This is a genomic window from Salmonella sp. SSDFZ54 (assembly GCF_004010735.1).
GTDB classification, from domain to species: Bacteria; Pseudomonadota; Gammaproteobacteria; order Enterobacterales; family Enterobacteriaceae; genus Salmonella; species Salmonella enterica.
Genome location: NZ_CP034819.1, coordinates 604826 through 621529, shown reverse-complemented (window position 1 = coordinate 621529; position 16704 = coordinate 604826). Strand labels below are relative to the sequence as shown.

19 protein-coding genes are annotated in these 16704 nt (G+C 51.0%); 10 read left to right on the top strand and 9 right to left on the bottom strand.

The window, feature by feature from the left end:
* Nucleotides 1-31 precede the first annotated feature (31 nt).
* Nucleotides 32-514 carry an SsrA-binding protein SmpB gene (gene smpB, locus EOS97_RS02945; protein ID WP_001518569.1) on the bottom strand — a complete coding sequence of 161 codons (483 nt, stop codon included), beginning with the start codon at nt 512-514 and terminating at the stop codon, nt 32-34.
* 188 nt (nt 515-702) lie between these two features.
* On the opposite strand from smpB, the gene EOS97_RS02940 reads away from it, so the two are divergent.
* A complete protein-coding gene (locus EOS97_RS02940; protein WP_206613217.1) occupies nt 703-1140 on the top strand; it encodes a type II toxin-antitoxin system RatA family toxin in 438 nt (145 codons plus the stop codon).
* Nucleotides 1130-1420: an RnfH family protein gene (locus tag EOS97_RS02935; RefSeq protein ID WP_001112990.1), complete on the top strand. Its 291-nt coding sequence runs from the start codon at nt 1130-1132 to the stop codon at nt 1418-1420. The genes EOS97_RS02940 and EOS97_RS02935 overlap by 11 nt, the downstream gene beginning before the upstream one ends.
* Nucleotides 1421-1585: 165 nt before the next feature.
* Here the strand turns inward: EOS97_RS02935 and bamE are convergent, their stop codons facing one another.
* The 3 genes from bamE to nadK form a co-directional block, all read right to left on the bottom strand.
* Nucleotides 1586-1924 (bottom strand): outer membrane protein assembly factor BamE, encoded by a 339-nt coding sequence (gene bamE / locus EOS97_RS02930; protein WP_001203445.1) that lies wholly within the window; start codon nt 1922-1924, stop codon nt 1586-1588.
* A 148-nt stretch (nt 1925-2072) separates the two neighbouring features.
* Nucleotides 2073-3734 carry a DNA repair protein RecN gene (gene recN, locus EOS97_RS02925; RefSeq protein WP_000880965.1) on the bottom strand — a complete coding sequence of 554 codons (1662 nt, stop codon included), beginning with the start codon at nt 3732-3734 and terminating at the stop codon, nt 2073-2075.
* 85 nt (nt 3735-3819) lie between these two features.
* Nucleotides 3820-4698, bottom strand: coding sequence for an NAD(+) kinase (gene nadK / locus EOS97_RS02920; RefSeq protein WP_001059155.1), 879 nt, complete (start codon nt 4696-4698; stop codon nt 3820-3822).
* Nucleotides 4699-4821: 123 nt separating this feature from the next.
* Between nadK and grpE the strand changes: the two genes are divergently transcribed.
* Nucleotides 4822-5412 (top strand): nucleotide exchange factor GrpE, encoded by a 591-nt coding sequence (gene grpE, locus EOS97_RS02910; protein ID WP_001518875.1) that lies wholly within the window; start codon nt 4822-4824, stop codon nt 5410-5412.
* 34 nt (nt 5413-5446) lie between these two features.
* On the opposite strand, the gene EOS97_RS02905 is transcribed toward grpE, so the two are convergent.
* From EOS97_RS02905 to EOS97_RS02895, 3 genes are all read right to left on the bottom strand, one after another.
* Nucleotides 5447-6052 (bottom strand): hypothetical protein, encoded by a 606-nt coding sequence (locus tag EOS97_RS02905; protein WP_001287928.1) that lies wholly within the window; start codon nt 6050-6052, stop codon nt 5447-5449.
* A 120-nt stretch (nt 6053-6172) separates the two neighbouring features.
* Complete coding sequence (locus tag EOS97_RS02900; RefSeq protein ID WP_127172650.1) at nt 6173-7459, bottom strand: HlyC/CorC family transporter; 1287 nt, start codon at nt 7457-7459, stop codon at nt 6173-6175.
* Between the two features lie 19 nt (nt 7460-7478).
* Nucleotides 7479-8270 (bottom strand): inner membrane protein YpjD, encoded by a 792-nt coding sequence (locus tag EOS97_RS02895; RefSeq protein WP_001537507.1) that lies wholly within the window; start codon nt 8268-8270, stop codon nt 7479-7481.
* A 165-nt stretch (nt 8271-8435) separates the two neighbouring features.
* On the opposite strand from EOS97_RS02895, the gene ffh reads away from it, so the two are divergent.
* The 5 genes from ffh to rplS all read left to right on the top strand — a co-directional run bounded on the left by ffh (nt 8436) and on the right by rplS (nt 12126).
* A complete protein-coding gene (ffh, locus tag EOS97_RS02885) occupies nt 8436-9797 on the top strand; it encodes a signal recognition particle protein (RefSeq protein WP_000460052.1) in 1362 nt (453 codons plus the stop codon).
* A 313-nt stretch (nt 9798-10110) separates the two neighbouring features.
* The gene (rpsP, locus tag EOS97_RS02880) at nt 10111-10359 is read left to right on the top strand and encodes a 30S ribosomal protein S16 (RefSeq protein WP_000256453.1); all 249 of its coding nucleotides are present in this window, start codon (nt 10111-10113) and stop codon (nt 10357-10359) included.
* 18 nt (nt 10360-10377) lie between these two features.
* The gene (gene rimM / locus EOS97_RS02875) at nt 10378-10926 is read left to right on the top strand and encodes a ribosome maturation factor RimM (RefSeq protein WP_000043266.1); all 549 of its coding nucleotides are present in this window, start codon (nt 10378-10380) and stop codon (nt 10924-10926) included.
* Nucleotides 10927-10970: 44 nt separating this feature from the next.
* Entirely contained in the window at nt 10971-11738 is a 768-nt protein-coding gene (gene trmD, locus EOS97_RS02870) for a tRNA (guanosine(37)-N1)-methyltransferase TrmD (protein WP_000469813.1), read from the top strand.
* 40 nt (nt 11739-11778) lie between these two features.
* Entirely contained in the window at nt 11779-12126 is a 348-nt protein-coding gene (gene rplS, locus EOS97_RS02865; RefSeq protein ID WP_000065257.1) for a 50S ribosomal protein L19, read from the top strand.
* 156 nt (nt 12127-12282) lie between these two features.
* Here the strand turns inward: rplS and dgcN are convergent, their stop codons facing one another.
* Complete coding sequence (dgcN, locus tag EOS97_RS02860; protein WP_001030981.1) at nt 12283-13503, bottom strand: diguanylate cyclase DgcN; 1221 nt, start codon at nt 13501-13503, stop codon at nt 12283-12285.
* Nucleotides 13496-14014, bottom strand: coding sequence for a YfiR family protein (locus EOS97_RS02855; RefSeq protein ID WP_001212379.1), 519 nt, complete (start codon nt 14012-14014; stop codon nt 13496-13498). Before EOS97_RS02855 ends, dgcN begins: the two co-directional genes overlap by 8 nt.
* 439 nt (nt 14015-14453) lie before the next feature.
* Here EOS97_RS02855 and aroF point away from each other — a divergent pair, with 439 nt between their 5' ends.
* Both aroF and tyrA read left to right on the top strand, forming a co-directional pair.
* Nucleotides 14454-15524 carry a 3-deoxy-7-phosphoheptulonate synthase AroF gene (gene aroF, locus EOS97_RS02850; protein WP_001168062.1) on the top strand — a complete coding sequence of 357 codons (1071 nt, stop codon included), beginning with the start codon at nt 14454-14456 and terminating at the stop codon, nt 15522-15524.
* A gap of 9 nt (nt 15525-15533) precedes the next feature.
* The gene (gene tyrA / locus EOS97_RS02845; RefSeq protein ID WP_000225191.1) at nt 15534-16655 is read left to right on the top strand and encodes a bifunctional chorismate mutase/prephenate dehydrogenase; all 1122 of its coding nucleotides are present in this window, start codon (nt 15534-15536) and stop codon (nt 16653-16655) included.
* Nucleotides 16656-16704 lie beyond the last annotated feature (49 nt).

The following is a 16704-nucleotide window of genomic DNA, read 5'->3' as shown; positions in this document are numbered from 1 at the left end:
ATACTGAGAAGCTGGTCACAAAAAATGTCTATTATCGGCCTGCATTTTTCATAATGCGTGCTTTATCCAGTTGCCACTCACGTTCTTTAAGATCGGAACGTTTATCATGTTGTTTTTTACCTTTCGCCACGCCGATCTTTACTTTGCACCAGGCATTTTTCCAGTACAGAGAAAGCGCGACGACAGTATAACCTTCACGATTAATACGGCCATACAGCGAATCAAGCTCACGCTGATTTAACAACAGTTTGCGGGTTCGGGTTGGGTCGCATACAACATGTGTCGAGGCGACCGCCATCGGCGTAAAGTTTGCGCCAAACAGCCAGGCCTCGCCATCTTTGAGGATAACGTAACTGTCGCCGATATTGGCTTTTCCTGCGCGCAGAGATTTTACTTCCCAGCCTTGCAGGGCGAGACCAGCCTCGAACTCTTCTTCGATAAAGTATTCGTGCCGGGCGCGCTTATTCAGCGCGATGGTGGCTGAGCCCGGTTTATGTGCTTTTTTCTTCGTCATAAGTGTCGTGAATTCATAGGTAATCTGATATCGAAAACACCCCATTACGTCCTGATGAGGTGCAAAAATCTATCTTAGCATGAGTTGGGCTATGCACGCACAATTAAGGCATGACGGTTGGGGACAGCATTTTTTTTACTCGCTGATAAGTGGTATTATTTACACGATTTATGTTGATGGGAATTGCTATGCCTCAGATTAGTCGGACTGCTTTAGTCCCCTACAGTGCGGAACAGATGTATCAGTTAGTGAATGACGTGCAATCGTATCCCCAGTTTTTGCCTGGGTGTGTTGGTAGTCGCGTCCTGGAGTCATCGCCAGCACAGATGACGGCGGCTGTTGACGTGTCGAAGGCGGGTATCAGCAAGACGTTTACGACGCGTAATCAGCTAACGCGTAACCAGAGCATTCTGATGCATCTGGTGGATGGCCCCTTTAAAAAGCTGATCGGCGGCTGGAAATTTACCCCGCTCAGCCCCGAGGCGTGCCGTATTGAGTTTCAGCTTGATTTTGAGTTTACCAATAAACTCATTGAGCTGGCGTTTGGTCGTGTATTCAAAGAGTTAGCGTCCAACATTGTGCAGGCGTTTACGGTTCGCGCCAAAGAGGTTTACCGTGCCGGATAAACTTGTGGTTGAAGTGGCTTATGCGCTGCCGGAAAAGCAGTATTTGCAGCGCGTAACGCTGGAGGAGGGCGCGACGGTCGAAGAGGCGATTCGCGCTTCCGGCTTGCTGGAATTGCGCACGGATATCGATCTGGCGAAAAATAAAGTGGGCATCTATAGTCGTCCGGTAAAACTCACCGATACGGTGCAGGATGGCGATCGGGTTGAAATTTACCGTCCCTTAATCGCCGATCCAAAAGCATTACGCCGCCAGCGCGCCGAAAAATCGGCTGGCAGATAATTAGCCTCTTTTGCCGGATAACGGTGTGAAAGCCGTACCACACCTGAAGCACAGGTGTGCCTGTAAGCCAGATAAACGTAGCGCCATCAGGCAAATTCGTACCAAATGGCGGGGGAGAGGTTTGCAGGCCTGATGAACGTAACCTCATCAGGCGGTATCACAAAATTACTTCGTCAACGCCGGTTTGTTATCAATATTGGTTAACACGCCGCTGCTGTTAAAGGTGAGCGTCAGAGTCTGCTGCGTCACGTTCTCGTGTCCTGGCTGCTGGCGGAAGACATAAAACCAGGTATTCGTACCAAAAGGATCGGTCATCATCGGCGTGCCTAAAGCATACGCAACCTGTTGTTGCGTCATACCAACACGCACTTTGGCGACATCCGTAGGTGTAAGATAGTTCCCCTGATTGATGTCAGGTCGGTAAACCACTCGCTCCAGAGTGGAACAGCCTGCGGTCAACATCAGGAGTACTGCTGCGGCAGCAGTCAGCGTTTTACAGCGCATAGTGATTGGGTTCCTTTTCGGGCCTGAGCAGTACGTGGCTCATATTAATATGCCGATGATAATAGACCTTTCATCACTTTAAAACCTTTTGCTGTCGGGTCTTACGGCGTTTTTGTTGTGAACTCAGACCTTCGGGAGGTAAAAAAGTTTACGCCGCCAGCAGTTCTTTTGCGTTTGCCAGCGTATTACGCGTAACTTCACTTCCTCCCAACAGGCGGGCCAGTTCCTGTAAACGCGCACGTTTATCCAAAGGTTGCATATGGGTTTCGGTCATTGCCCCGTCTGTTTCTTTACTGACAAAGAAGTGCTGGTGACCGCACCCGGCTACCTGTGGCAGGTGAGTGACGCACATCACCTGAGTGGATTCGCCAAGCTGACGCAGGAGTTTACCGACCACGGCGGCAGTTGGGCCGCTGATGCCAACATCGACCTCGTCAAAAATTAGCGCCGGCGTTTCCATTTTGCGCGCGGTAATCACCTGAATAGCCAGCGCAATGCGCGACAGTTCACCGCCAGACGCGACTTTAGCGATAGGCTGCAGCGGCTGACCCGGGTTTGTCGTCACTTTAAACTCCACGCGATCGGCGCCGTCGTTGCTCAGATGATGCTCATCAAATTTCACGTCGATAGTAAACAGACCGTGCGGCATCGAAAGTAAATGCATACTTTCAGTGATCAACTGCCCCAGCTCCTGGGCGTAAAACTGACGCTGTTGATGCAGCGCTTGCGCCGTTTCCAGCGCTTGTTGGTGATGCTTATTAACCGCCAGCGTTAGCGTTTCCAGCGAATCGGCCTGATCGTCGAGCTGCTGCTGTTCTTCGAGCAGTGACTGATAAAGCTGCGGCAGCGCTTCCGGGCTGACATGATGTTTTCGCGCCAGCGAAATTTGTTTAGCGATGCGCTGTTCAAGCTCAAACAGGCGATTGGGGTCTAAATCCAGACGCTCGCAATAGTGGCGTAATTCATCGCTGGCTTCGGTGAGTTGGATAGTGGCTTCTTCCAGCATATCCAGGATGCCGGAAAGCTTGCTGTCCATACCCACCAGCTCGCTAACCAGTTGTTTTGCGCTATATAACTGGCTTTGCAGATTAACGTCTTCGCCGTCCGCGAGTAGCGCCAGAGCGTTCTGGCTGGTCGTAAGCAACTGCCCGCTGTTGGCCAGCCGTTTGTACTCTTCGTCAATTTGCTCGAATTCGCCGGCCTGCGGATTAAAGTCGTTCAACTCTTTTAACTGATATTGCAGCAGTTCCGCGCGCGCGGCGCGTTCCTGGCTTTGTTGTTGGTGATGGGCGAGATCGCGGCAGCTTTGATGCCATAATTGGTAGCGGGCAGCCATCTGCTGCGCTAAAGCGGCTTCGTTGGCATAGCTATCCAGCAGCGATTTTTGCTGTTCGGGTTTGGTAAGCTGCTGGTGCGCATGTTGACCGTGAATTTGAATCAGCAACTGACCGAGCTCACGCAATTGAGACAGGGGCACAGCGGTGCCGTTAATAAAGCCCCGTGAGCGACCATCGCTGCTGATAACGCGGCGAAGTAAGCATTCGCGACCTTCTTCAAGCTGGTTTTCTTCCAGCCAGCGCAATGCCGCAGGCGTGTCTTTCAGTGCAAAGCGGGCACACAAATCGGCGCGGGTCGCTCCGGTACGGACCATATCGGCCTCAGCGCGACCGCCCAGACACAGACCCAGGGCATCAATCGCAATAGATTTACCCGCGCCGGTTTCACCAGTAATGACGGTCATTCCGCTCTGAAAATCGATCTCAAGCTCACGAACGATAGCAAAATTGCTGATGGTCAGTTGCGCCAACATAGCTGTTTTCCTGTATGAAAAACCATGACTGTAATTAAATACAGTATAAACTGGTTTTTTATACAGTAAAGAGGCTAACGTAAAATTAGAATAATTTTTTTGACCAACCGAGTTTTGTGCTTAATGTATTGAAATAGCTATAGTCTTTGGGATGTATGAGGTTGAGATGGTAATCGCAGCGGCGAATCAGCACATCTTCTCCTTCCTGAATAGGCAGCGCTATCTGGCTGTCGCAGCTAATTTCCAGATCGCTACGGCGATGCGAAAAACGCAGACGAATCGTGCTACTGCTGTTAATGACTAACGGGCGCGCAGACAAGGTATGCGGGAACATCGGCACCAGGGTGATGGCATCCAGTGAAGGGGTCAGAATAGGGCCGCCTGCGGAGAGCGAATAGGCGGTGGAGCCGGTCGGCGTAGAAATGATCAGACCATCAGATCGCTGTGAAAAAGCGAAGGTTTCATCAATATAAACCTCGAATTCGATCATATGCGCCACTTTTCCCGGATGCAGCACCACTTCATTAATGGCTGTGCTGATACGCTTCTGGCGGTCCTGTTGGCAGACCTGCGCTTCCAGCAGAAAACGTTTTTCGGAGATATAGCGCCCTTCCAGCACATCAGATAATTGTTGCAGGGCGTTGTCCGGATCGAGATCGGTCAGGAAGCCAAGATTACCGCGGTTAATGCCAATCACATTGATGTCATAACGCGCCAGCGTACGCGCTGCGCCAAGCATATTGCCGTCGCCGCCCACGACTACCGCCAGATCCGCCTGTTGACCAATTTCCGCCAGCGTGCCGGTTGGCACATTTTTTAGCTGTAATTCGTGGGCGATTTGTTGCTCCACAATGACCTCATAACCCTGATCGCATAGCCAACGGTAGAGCATTTCATGTGTCGTGAGTGCGGTGGGATGACGCGGATGCCCCACAATGCCGATACACTTGAAATGATTATTCATTTTTCTGAGGTCCTTGTAGCGAAGATTGATGACAATGTGAGTACTTCCCTTGAAACCCTGAATCTGATCCCCATAATAAGCGAAGTTAGCGAGATGAATGCGAAAAAAAACGCGGAGAAATTCATGAGTAGTAAAGAACAGAAAACGCCTGAGGGGCAAGCCCCGGAAGAAATTATCATGGATCAGCACGAAGAGGTTGAGGCAGTTGAACCAAACGATTCTGCTGAGCAGGTGGATCCGCGCGATGAAAAAATTGCGAATCTGGAAGTTCAGCTTGCAGAAGCCCAGACTCGCGAACGCGACACCGTGTTGCGCATCAAAGCGGAAATGGAAAACCTGCGCCGTCGTACTGAACAGGATATCGAAAAAGCGCATAAATTCGCTCTCGAGAAGTTCGTCAACGAATTGCTGCCGGTAATCGATAGCCTGGATCGCGCGCTGGAAGTCGCAGACAAAGCCAATCCGGATATGGCGGCAATGGTCGAAGGGATTGAGCTGACGCTGAAGTCTATGCTGGATGTGGTGCGTAAGTTCGGCGTGGAAGTGATTGCTGAGACCAACGTGCCGCTGGACCCGAACGTGCATCAGGCGATTGCGATGGTGGAGTCGGAAGAGGTTCCGGCAGGCAATGTGCTGGGTATTATGCAGAAAGGCTATACGCTGAACGGTCGTACCATTCGCGCGGCGATGGTGACGGTAGCGAAGGCGAAGTAAAAGTCTGATGGCCGATGTAAAGTCGGCCATTTTTTTAGCTTAAAAAATCCTGCACTTCGAGCCACGGCGTGTTGAAATCCTCTATTTTTTTATATTCGCTCATTGGCAGAACGACCACATTATAGGTGTCAGATCCTTCATTCAGATCAAAAATCTGGAAGCCCCTCTTATTGAGTTCGGTCTGGATGCGTTCAAAGATCTCGTCAAGGTAACGGTCCCCGGCTTCACAGACATCGGAGATTTCATCCTCTTGGGTTATTTCGACAAGAAGATTTCTTAATTCCTCAGAATCCGTCAGGTTTTTTGTGAGTTCATAAAAGCGATCTGCGGCAAAATTAGCCAGTTCGCCTTCTTCATCTTCACCTTTCCAGTCAACGAGGTGAATAAATCCTTCGCCGCGTAGAACTTGTAAAAATGCCTGTGCCAGATCGTTATTTCCGAGATCGCCACCGCTACAATCCAGGACGTCCTGCAACCCATATTCGTCTTCATCTTCGTCTTCAAAGATTTCAGGTTGCGTCGAAAGTTGAGAGAAAATAGTGGGCCATAAGGTTGGGTTGTGCGATAAAAAAACGCTGGCGACGACGTTGAGGTCGTCTGCAAAATTCTTATCCCATTCAATTACATAATCTTCTGACATAACATCAATATCCTTTCTGAATGCCTGAAAAGACATTATTGCATTGTTAAGTAAATGGCAGGAATTGATGGAATCTTAAAAGACGGCGATAAAAAAGGCGAACCGGAGTTCGCCATTGTGTTACTCCGCCACACTCTCGCGCAGCGGTTTTACCGGTACAACCTTTACCTGCTTAATCATATTTTCCTGTACATCGAGAATATCGATATCGTACTGCTCAATGCGCACGCGCGTGCCAGCAACCGGAATTTCCTCCAGCGCCTCCAGAATCACCCCGTTGACGGTGCGCGCGTCATCTTCCGGCAGGTGCCAGTTAAACGCTTTATTGATTTCCCGGACGTTGGCGGTACCGTCAATAATGACCGAACCGTCGTTTTGCGGTGTGACCTCTTCCGCCAGTGTCGGCGACATCGATGTGGTGAAGTCGCCGACGATCTCTTCGAGAATATCTTCCACGGTGACCAGCCCCTGGATATCGCCATATTCGTTGACGACCAGTCCGACTTTCTTTTTATTGCGCTGAAATTTAATCAGTTGCGTACTAAGCGGCGTACCTTCCGGGACGTAATAGATTTCATCGGCGGCGCGCAGCATCATCTCTTTGGTGAACTCTTTTTTCTCGGCCATTAACCGCCAGGCTTCACGCACGCGCAGCATACTGATGGCGTCATCCAGCGAATCGCGATAGAGCACAATGCGTCCGTGCGGCGAGTGGGTGAGCTGCCGCTCGATAGACTTCCAGTCGTCATTGATATCGATCCCGATAATTTCATTACGCGGTACCATGATGTCATCCACGCTGACCTTTTCCAGGTCGAGAACCGACAGCAGCATATCCTGATTGCGGCGAGAGATTTGCGAACGGGATTCATGCACGATAGTGCGTAATTCCTCTTTGCTTAACGACCCGCTGACCACGATGTCCGTTTTAATTCCCATCAGACGCATCAGCAGGCGGGTGATGGTGTTAAGTAACCACACCAGCGGCATCATCAGTATCTGTAACGGCGCCAGCAGGAAGCTGCTGGGATAGGCCACTTTTTCCGGATAGAGCGCGGCGATAGTTTTGGGCAGGACTTCGGCAAAAACTAACACGACAAACGTCAGTACCCCGGTGGCGATAGCCACGCCGGCGTCGCCGTAAAGCCGCATACCCACAATCGTGCCGAGCGCTGAGGCAAGAATGTTGACCAGATTATTGCCGATCAGCACCAGACTTATCAGTCGGTCGGGTTTACGCAGTAATTTTTCTACCCGTTTTGCCGAGCGATTACCTTGCTTCGCCATATGGCGTAAACGGTAACGGTTTAGCGTCATCATTCCAGTTTCGGAACCGGAAAAATAGGCCGAGATGACCACCATGATGATTAATATGATAATCAGCGTGGTGGTGGAGATGTGTTCCAGGGGAAACTCCTTTAAAAGCTTAGCTTACAAATTGCTGTAATATGCGGCTACCAAAATAGGCCAGCGTCAGAATACCCGCGCCTGCGACGTTAAACCACACGACCCGCCGACCCCGCCAGCCTTCATGGTAATGCCCCCACAGCAGAACGATATAGACAAACCATGCCACGATAGAGAGCACGGCTTTATCAATATTTTCAGTACTGAACAGGTTATGCATGTAAAACAGGCCGGTACACAGAGTAAGGGTCAGCAGTACGACGCCAATCTGCGTGATATGAAACATTTTGCGCTCAATGCTCATCAATGGCGGCATTTCATTACTAAACGCCAGCTTTTTGTTCTTCAACTGATAGTCGATCCACGCCAGTTGTAGCGCATACAGCGCGGCGATTATCAGCGTCGCGTAAGAGAAAAGCGACAGACCGATGTGCACCATCATGCCTGGGGTCGCTTCCAGATGCGTAATATATTCATTAGGCATAAACGTGGCGAAGGCCAGGTTAATCAGCGCAAAAGCATAGACAATGGGCAGAAGTAGCCAGCCGCGATTACGCGACGCGACAATGGTCATCACCGTGCAGATCATCAGGCTGACCAGCGAACCGACATTCAGCAGGCTCAGGTTTTGTCCACTGTCGCCGCCGGGCAGAATACGCGATTCCAGCGCGACAGCATGGCACACCAGCGCGATGACCGCAGAAAGAATAGCCATACGCCGCCAGCCGCTGTTTTTTTGCAACAGTCCGGGAACGATCAGCGCGAGGCTGAAGGAGTAGGCGACAAGGGCAAGTAAAGCAAAAACGGGCATAGTTGTGTCGACAGTTGACCAGTGAGAAAGAGAAGCAGTATAGCGTTACGTGACCGCAGCTCCAACCGTTGCATAACAACAAAGACGGCTTCATGGTATACTGTGGCGAAATTCTGTAACTGTGTCGCTGCGGCGACCAACCGTTTCCACCCCAGGCGAGAGACAATGTTTGATAATTTAACCGATCGTTTGTCGCGCACGCTGCGCAATATCAGTGGCCGTGGGCGCCTTACTGAAGACAACGTTAAAGAGACGCTGCGCGAAGTGCGCATGGCGCTGCTGGAGGCTGACGTTGCGCTGCCGGTAGTGCGTGAGTTCATCAATCGCGTAAAAGAGAAAGCGGTTGGTCATGAAGTTAACAAGAGCCTGACCCCAGGGCAGGAGTTCGTCAAGATTGTCCGTAGCGAACTGGTTGCGGCAATGGGCGAAGAAAACCAGACCCTGAATCTGGCTGCGCAGCCGCCAGCCGTAGTATTGATGGCGGGTCTGCAGGGGGCGGGTAAAACCACCAGCGTCGGTAAGTTGGGTAAATTCTTGCGCGAGAAGCACAAGAAGAAAGTGCTGGTCGTCTCTGCCGACGTCTATCGCCCGGCGGCGATCAAACAGCTCGAAACGCTGGCTGAGCAGGTTGGCGTGGATTTCTTCCCGTCTGATGTCGGCCAGAAACCGGTTGATATCGTCAACGCCGCGCTGAAAGAAGCGAAGCTCAAATTCTACGACGTGCTGCTGGTGGATACCGCCGGTCGTCTGCACGTTGACGAAGCGATGATGGACGAAATCAAACAGGTCCACGCTTCTATCAAGCCAGTAGAAACGCTGTTTGTCGTCGATGCGATGACCGGTCAGGATGCGGCGAATACCGCAAAAGCCTTTAACGAAGCGCTGCCGTTAACCGGCGTGGTGCTGACCAAAGTTGATGGTGATGCGCGTGGCGGTGCGGCGCTCTCTATTCGTCATATCACCGGCAAGCCGATTAAATTCCTCGGTGTCGGCGAGAAAACCGACGCGCTGGAGCCGTTCCACCCGGATCGTATCGCCTCGCGTATTCTCGGCATGGGCGACGTACTGTCTCTTATCGAAGATATCGAAAGCAAAGTTGACCGCGCACAGGCTGAGAAGCTGGCGACCAAACTGAAGAAAGGCGACGGTTTCGACCTGAACGACTTCCTGGAACAGCTCAAACAGATGAAAAACATGGGCGGTATGGCCAGTCTGATGGGCAAATTACCGGGCATGGGGCAGATTCCGGACAACGTTAAATCGCAGATGGATGATAAGGTGCTGGTGCGTATGGAGGCGATCATCAATTCGATGACGCTGAAAGAACGTGCGAAGCCGGAAATCATCAAAGGTTCCCGCAAGCGTCGTATCGCGCAGGGCTGTGGGATGCAGGTGCAGGACGTTAACCGCCTTCTGAAACAGTTCGACGACATGCAGCGCATGATGAAGAAGATGAAGAAGGGCGGGATGGCGAAGATGATGCGGAGTATGAAGGGGATGATGCCGCCAGGCTTCCCGGGTAGATAAATATATCGGGCTACCTTATTTGCCATTTTGACGCCGGAGTGTGCTCGACAAAACACGATAGTGTTTTTAACGCCCTTTAGGGCGGCTCGAAGGGCGAGCGGAGCGAGTAAATGCTCACGTACTGCGTGTACGCTCCGCTTTCTGCGCGCACGCCGACGCCAAACTGGCTGCAACGGTCACGCCCTGGAATCAAGCTTCATCACATGTTGATTGCTTTTTTCCCAGAAATCAGTAAAATTTTCGGGCTTTTAATATGACGCCGGGCTCCGTTCCTCGATGGGGCCCGGTTGTTTTATTCACACAAGAGGATGTTATGGTAACTATTCGTTTAGCTCGTCACGGCGCTAAAAAGCGTCCGTTCTACCAGGTTGTTGTCACCGACAGCCGTAATGCACGCAACGGTCGCTTCATTGAGCGCGTTGGTTTCTTCAACCCAATCGCTAGCGAAAAAGAAGAAGGCACCCGCCTGGATCTGGATCGCATCGCTCACTGGGTTGGCCAGGGCGCAACCATTTCCGATCGCGTTGCGGCGCTGATCAAAGAAGTAAAAAAAGCAGCTTAATCTGTCACGGTGGTCATGATGAGCAAGCAACTCGCCGCACAAGTACCCGCTGAACCGGTTGTACTGGGGAAAATGGGTTCTTCATACGGTATCCGTGGTTGGCTCAGAGTGTTTTCCTCCACTGAAGACGCCGAAAGCATTTTTGACTATCAGCCCTGGTTTATCCAGAAGGCGGGTCAGTGGCAGCAGGTACAGCTGGAAAGCTGGAAGCACCACAATCAGGATCTGATCATCAAGCTGAAAGGCGTTGACGATCGAGATGCCGCGAATCTTCTGACGAATTGCGAAATTGTCGTGGATTCCTCGCAACTTCCTGCGCTTGAGGAGGGAGACTACTACTGGAAAGACCTGATGGGCTGCCAGGTAGTCACCGCTGAAGGCTACGATCTCGGTAAAGTTATCGACATGATGGAAACCGGGTCGAATGACGTTCTCGTCATTAAGGCGAACCTGAAAGATGCATTTGGTATCAAGGAACGACTAGTACCGTTCCTCGATGGGCAGGTTATCAAGAAAGTCGATCTCGCTACTCGTACTATCGAAGTAGACTGGGATCCTGGTTTTTAAACCACCGAATAAACGGTAATAAATGGCGTTATGGGGATTGGCTTGTGTTTATTGGCATAGTTAGCCTGTTTCCTGAAATGTTCCGCGCAATTACCGATTACGGGGTAACTGGCCGGGCAGTAAAAAATGGCCTGCTGAACATCCAGAGCTGGAGTCCTCGCGACTTCACGCATGACCGGCACCGTACCGTGGACGATCGTCCTTACGGCGGCGGACCAGGGATGTTAATGATGGTGCAACCCTTGCGGGACGCCATTCACGCAGCAAAAGCCGCGGCAGGTGAAGGCGCTAAAGTGATTTATCTGTCGCCTCAGGGACGCAAGCTTGATCAAGCGGGCGTTAGCGAGCTGGCCACGAATCAGAAACTCATTCTGGTGTGTGGTCGCTACGAAGGCGTAGATGAGCGCGTAATTCAGACCGAAATTGACGAAGAATGGTCAATTGGCGATTACGTTCTCAGCGGTGGCGAACTACCGGCAATGACGCTGATTGACTCCGTCGCCCGGTTTATACCGGGAGTTCTGGGGCATGAAGCATCAGCAATCGAAGATTCGTTTGCTGATGGGTTGCTGGATTGTCCGCACTATACGCGCCCTGAAGTGTTAGAGGGGATGGAAGTACCGCCAGTATTGCTGTCGGGAAACCATGCTGAGATACGTCGCTGGCGTTTGAAACAGTCGCTGGGCCGAACCTGGCTTAGAAGACCTGAACTTCTGGAAAACCTGGCTCTGACTGAAGAGCAAGCAAGGTTGCTGGCGGAGTTCAAAACAGAACACGCACAACAGCAGCATAAACATGATGGGATGGCATAGGCCCCCGAATATCAGTTTACCCAGGATAAGAGATTAAATTATGAGCAACATTATTAAGCAACTTGAACAAGAGCAGATGAAGCAGAACGTACCTTCCTTCCGTCCGGGCGATACCGTGGAAGTGAAAGTATGGGTTGTTGAAGGTACCAAGAAACGTCTGCAGGCATTCGAGGGCGTGGTTATCGCTATTCGTAACCGCGGTCTGCACTCTGCATTCACTGTTCGTAAAATTTCCAACGGCGAAGGCGTTGAGCGTGTCTTCCAGACTCACTCTCCGGTAGTTGACAGCATTGCTGTTAAACGTCGTGGTGCTGTTCGTAAAGCTAAACTGTACTACCTGCGTGAGCGTACTGGTAAAGCGGCTCGTATCAAAGAGCGTCTTAACTAAGAACGCGCTTTCGCAACATCCGAAAGCTTGTAGAAAAGAAGGGGCTGGCATTACGCTGGCCCCTTTTTTATGGGTTTGCTCCACGCCATAGACGGTTGCATGATTAGGTTGGGTCTGTGGTCTCAACGCTGAGTCAGAAACGGCCAGGCCCGTTCCTTAGTTTAGCGAGCGTTCCGCACGCCGGTGTTTAGCCTGATACATATTTCGATCGGCCAGTTCTTGTAGTTTTTCGGCAGTGGCATGTTCCCATGTCAGCGCAAAGCCAATACTCAGGGTCATCGTTATCCGCTGGCCGTTATGCAGTTCAAAAGGTCGATTAAACGCCTGGGATAGCGCTGCGCAAATACGTTGTACTTCATATTCCGAATGTACATCGTAAAGCACCATCGCAAATTCATCGCCGCCGAGTCGGTAAGTCTGATAACGGCTACCACCGAATTCCGCTAATCTTTTGGCAACCTCTATAAGTACGCGGTCGCCTGCCGCATGTCCCCAGGTATCATTAATATATTTAAAGTTATCGCCATCCAGAAATAACAATGCCGAACTGCTACGAGCGGAATTGTCCTTCATCAGCGCGTTAATACAGCTGCGAAATGCCGCGCGATTGGCAAGCCCCGTCAGCGGATCGTGCAGCGCGGTACGTAGTAACTGGGCATTTTTAGCCTGAAGCCGTAGCTGCCATTCTTCCATCTCATCCAGAAGGCTATTGAAATCCTGCGCAAACAGGTGAAATTCCGCAATACGCTCATCAGGTACCCGGCGTGAAAAATTTCGGTTAGTGCGAACGTCGTGTACAACTTCAGTAATATTTTGCAGCGCATCCACAACGCCATTGTGTAAATAACGCGTGAGCAGCAGGGCAATGCCGGATGCCAGCAGAATACATCCTGTCAGCACTGCCAGCGATAGCCAGATAAAATGACCAATAAGGCTGTCGCGGGCGACAAGCCGTACTTCGCCGATGGCCCTGCCGTTGTGCCAGACGGGTTGCGATACCGGCAATGGAAAAAGCCAGTGGCTAATTAAGCCGATGAGCTTATCGTCTGCGGCTCGCGCATCATAGCGCCATGAGGCGATAGCACGGCCATTTTTATCGCGGACCTCCGCCGCTGAAAATTGTCCCTGGCGTCCCAGTGTGGCGAGCGTTTCCGCTGCGGCCGCGTTATCGGAAAATACCAGCGCCGCTTCAAGGCTATGGGCCATTGTGGCGGCGGTCAAATCGAGATTTTTTTGCGCATACTGTTTGAGCGTAAGGACAGACGCAACGCAAATTAATAGCCAGATCAATGTCATTGTAAGCAGCACGCTGATTATACTAATCCGCCGTAGTGTGCGTTTAAATGTTGGCCTGGACAGAGAAAATTCCTTATTCATGCTTTTGATTCCGTGCAAGCATTAATACTTCTGGATTCACTCTCACGCCGCTATGCGAGAGGGAGTCCAGGTTGACGGAAAATTTGACTTCATCATTGTTAATGATCAGACAAAATGCGCTGCCAATAATACATTCGGTATTTTGCTCGGCAATTAATAACAAGGCATTAACTGGATAATGACGCGTTAACTCCACCTGATAAGCTGGCGATTCATTGCCAAAGTAAAAACCATCACAGCGGGCGCTCAGGGCTTCTTGTGTGGTACGGATGACAAGCGGTTGATAAGGGAAAGCCCAGTCAGCCTCTTCGCTAAGTACCCTGACAAAACGCGCAGATGAAAATATGCATAGCCTTGGCGGCCCGGATAACGCCGGCCAGTGTGTATAACTGACGATACCGGAGACGATGGCGCGTACGGATTTCTCTTCTTCCGTGACGCGTTGAGCATACAGAGGCAAGCTTGCTAATAATAGCGATAACAGAAGGATAAATCGGTGAGAAAAACGCATTAACAAGTCCCCACCATCTTCATTCGTAAAGCATTAAAATACATCCGTGATTGTTTGTAGCAAAATAACATTATTTTGCCATATCGTCATTATGTCTTATTGATAATATGAATAATTTAATTGGCGTCCCTGATATTAAATTCTTGTGATTATGGTATTAATCACCCTATATCAGAAAGTAAAAATATGTGTGCGGAGAAAAAATAATCAAAAAATAGCGAGCATCGCTCATTTTACCGCTTTTCTGAGGCTGGGAATAAAATAATTCACTTGTTGTGTAAAGTTTTTGATACAAAATGAAGGGGTTTAATCGACTATTTCGCATGGTGTAAAGTTTATTTTACGTAATATGGATTGAAATCTTTACTTTTTGTGGTATGGTTTAAACATCCTCGTGGAGGATCAACTATCGCAAACAAGAAAAGACAGGATCGCCATCATGCAAAAAGACGCGCTGAATAACGTACGTATCACCGATGAACAGGTATTAATGACGCCGGAGCAGCTTAAAGCGGCCTTTCCGTTGAGCCTGGCGCAGGAAGCGCAGATAGCGCAGTCCCGGGGAATCATTTCTGACATTATTGCCGGGCGCGATCCGCGTCTGTTGGTGGTATGCGGTCCTTGTTCTATCCACGATCCTGAAACCGCTCTGGAATATGCCCGTCGATTTAAAGCCCTTGCCGCAGAGGTCAGCGATAGCCTCTATCTGGTAATGCGCGTCTATTTTGAAAAGCCGCGGACTACCGTCGGCTGGAAAGGGCTGATTAACGATCCTCACATGGATGGCTCATTTGATGTGGAAGCCGGGTTGAAAATAGCGCGTCAGCTACTGGTGGAACTGGTGAATATGGGGTTGCCATTGGCGACCGAAGCGTTGGATCCGAACAGCCCGCAATACCTGGGCGATCTGTTTAGCTGGTCGGCGATAGGCGCGCGCACAACCGAATCGCAAACCCACCGCGAAATGGCGTCTGGTCTTTCTATGCCGGTCGGCTTTAAAAACGGCACGGATGGCAGCCTGGCGACAGCGATTAACGCCATGCGCGCCGCTGCTCAACCCCATCGCTTTGTTGGCATTAACCAGGCCGGTCAGGTTGCGTTATTGCAAACCCAGGGAAATCCGCATGGCCATGTGATTTTGCGTGGCGGCAAAGCGCCAAACTATAGCCCGGCAGATGTCGCTCAGTGTGAAAAAGAGATGGAACAGGCGGGACTACGTCCTTCGCTGATGGTAGATTGCAGTCATGGTAACTCCAATAAAGATTATCGCCGCCAGCCAGCCGTTGCCGAATCTGTGGTTGCGCAGATTAAAGATGGCAATCGTTCAATCATTGGCTTAATGATTGAAAGTAATATTCATGAGGGTAATCAGTCTTCCGAACAGCCGCGCAGCGAAATGAAGTATGGCGTTTCCGTCACCGATGCTTGTATTAGCTGGGAGATGACCGATGCCCTGTTACGTGAAATTCATAAAGATTTGAGCGGCCAGCTGGCGGTGCGCGTCGCATAAGAGGTTGTTATGGTTGCTGAATTGACCGCGTTACGCGATCAAATAGATGATGTCGATAAAGCGTTGTTGAATTTACTGGCTAAGCGCCTGGAACTGGTTGCCAAAGTCGGCGAGGTGAAAAGCCGTTTTGGCCTGCCTATTTACGTGCCGGAGCGTGAGGCCTCTATGCTGGCTTCACGACGGGCGGAAGCAGAAGCGATCGGTGTCCCGCCCGATCTCATTGAAGATGTCCTGCGCCGGGTAATGCGTGAATCTTACTCCAGCGAAAATGATAAGGGGTTCAAAACGCTTTGTCCTTCTCTGCGTCCGGTCGTCATTGTGGGCGGCGGCGGACAGATGGGGCGTCTGTTTGAAAAAATGCTCACGCTGTCGGGCTATCAGGTCCGTATTCTGGAACAACAGGACTGGCCGCGCGCCAGGGACATTGTCGCCGATGCCGGAATGGTGATCGTCAGCGTGCCGATTCATGTTACTGAACAGGTCATAGCGCAACTGCCGCCCCTGCCGTCCGACTGTATTCTGGTCGATCTGGCATCGGTGAAAAGCGGTCCGTTGCAGGCAATGTTGGCGGCCCATGATGGCCCCGTGTTGGGCTTGCATCCGATGTTTGGTCCGGACAGCGGGAGCCTGGCGAAGCAGGTGGTGGTCTGGTGTGACGGGCGTCAACCGGAAGCGTATCAGTGGTTCCTTGAGCAAATCCAGGTGTGGGGCGCGCGGTTGCATCGAATTAGCGCTGTCGAGCACGATCAGAACATGGCTTTTATCCAGGCGTTGCGCCACTTTGCTACCTTCGCTTATGGGCTGCATCTGGCGGAAGAGAACGTCCAGCTTGAGCAGCTTCTGGCGCTATCATCGCCGATTTATCGACTGGAGCTGGCGATGGTCGGGCGTCTGTTCGCCCAGGACCCGCAGCTGTATGCGGACATTATTATGTCGTCGGAGCGCAATCTGGCGCTTATCAAGCGTTACTATAAACGTTTTGGCGATGCGATCGGGTTACTGGAACAGGGTGATAAGCAGGCTTTTATCGACAGTTTTCGCAAAGTTGAACACTGGTTTGGCGATTATGCCAGACGCTTCCAGAATGAAAGCCGTGTGTTATTGCGTCAGGCGAATGACAGCCGACCATAACGATGACATCTATACTAAAAGCCAGCTTTGCTGGCTTTTTTCGTTTAAG

Bases quoted from the DNA above. Each gene is read 5' to 3' on its own strand.
- recN (WP_000880965.1), bottom strand. From the start codon at position 3,734: ATGTTGGCGCAACTGACCATCAGCAATTTTGCTATCGTTCGTGAGCTT.
- dgcN (WP_001030981.1), bottom strand. From the start codon at position 13,503: ATGAATAAGGAATTTTCTCTGTCCAGGCCAACATTTAAACGCACACTA.
- EOS97_RS02905 (WP_001287928.1), bottom strand. From the start codon at position 6,052: ATGTCAGAAGATTATGTAATTGAATGGGATAAGAATTTTGCAGACGAC.
- EOS97_RS02895 (WP_001537507.1), bottom strand. From the start codon at position 8,270: ATGCCCGTTTTTGCTTTACTTGCCCTTGTCGCCTACTCCTTCAGCCTC.
- rimM (WP_000043266.1), top strand. From the start codon at position 10,378: ATGAGCAAGCAACTCGCCGCACAAGTACCCGCTGAACCGGTTGTACTG.
- aroF (WP_001168062.1), top strand. From the start codon at position 14,454: ATGCAAAAAGACGCGCTGAATAACGTACGTATCACCGATGAACAGGTA.
- smpB (WP_001518569.1), bottom strand. From the start codon at position 514: ATGACGAAGAAAAAAGCACATAAACCGGGCTCAGCCACCATCGCGCTG.
- rplS (WP_000065257.1), top strand. From the start codon at position 11,779: ATGAGCAACATTATTAAGCAACTTGAACAAGAGCAGATGAAGCAGAAC.
- tyrA (WP_000225191.1), top strand. From the start codon at position 15,534: ATGGTTGCTGAATTGACCGCGTTACGCGATCAAATAGATGATGTCGAT.
- EOS97_RS02940 (WP_206613217.1), top strand. From the start codon at position 703: ATGCCTCAGATTAGTCGGACTGCTTTAGTCCCCTACAGTGCGGAACAG.
- grpE (WP_001518875.1), top strand. From the start codon at position 4,822: ATGAGTAGTAAAGAACAGAAAACGCCTGAGGGGCAAGCCCCGGAAGAA.
- nadK (WP_001059155.1), bottom strand. From the start codon at position 4,698: ATGAATAATCATTTCAAGTGTATCGGCATTGTGGGGCATCCGCGTCAT.
- rpsP (WP_000256453.1), top strand. From the start codon at position 10,111: ATGGTAACTATTCGTTTAGCTCGTCACGGCGCTAAAAAGCGTCCGTTC.
- ffh (WP_000460052.1), top strand. From the start codon at position 8,436: ATGTTTGATAATTTAACCGATCGTTTGTCGCGCACGCTGCGCAATATC.
- bamE (WP_001203445.1), bottom strand. From the start codon at position 1,924: ATGCGCTGTAAAACGCTGACTGCTGCCGCAGCAGTACTCCTGATGTTG.
- EOS97_RS02855 (WP_001212379.1), bottom strand. From the start codon at position 14,014: ATGCGTTTTTCTCACCGATTTATCCTTCTGTTATCGCTATTATTAGCA.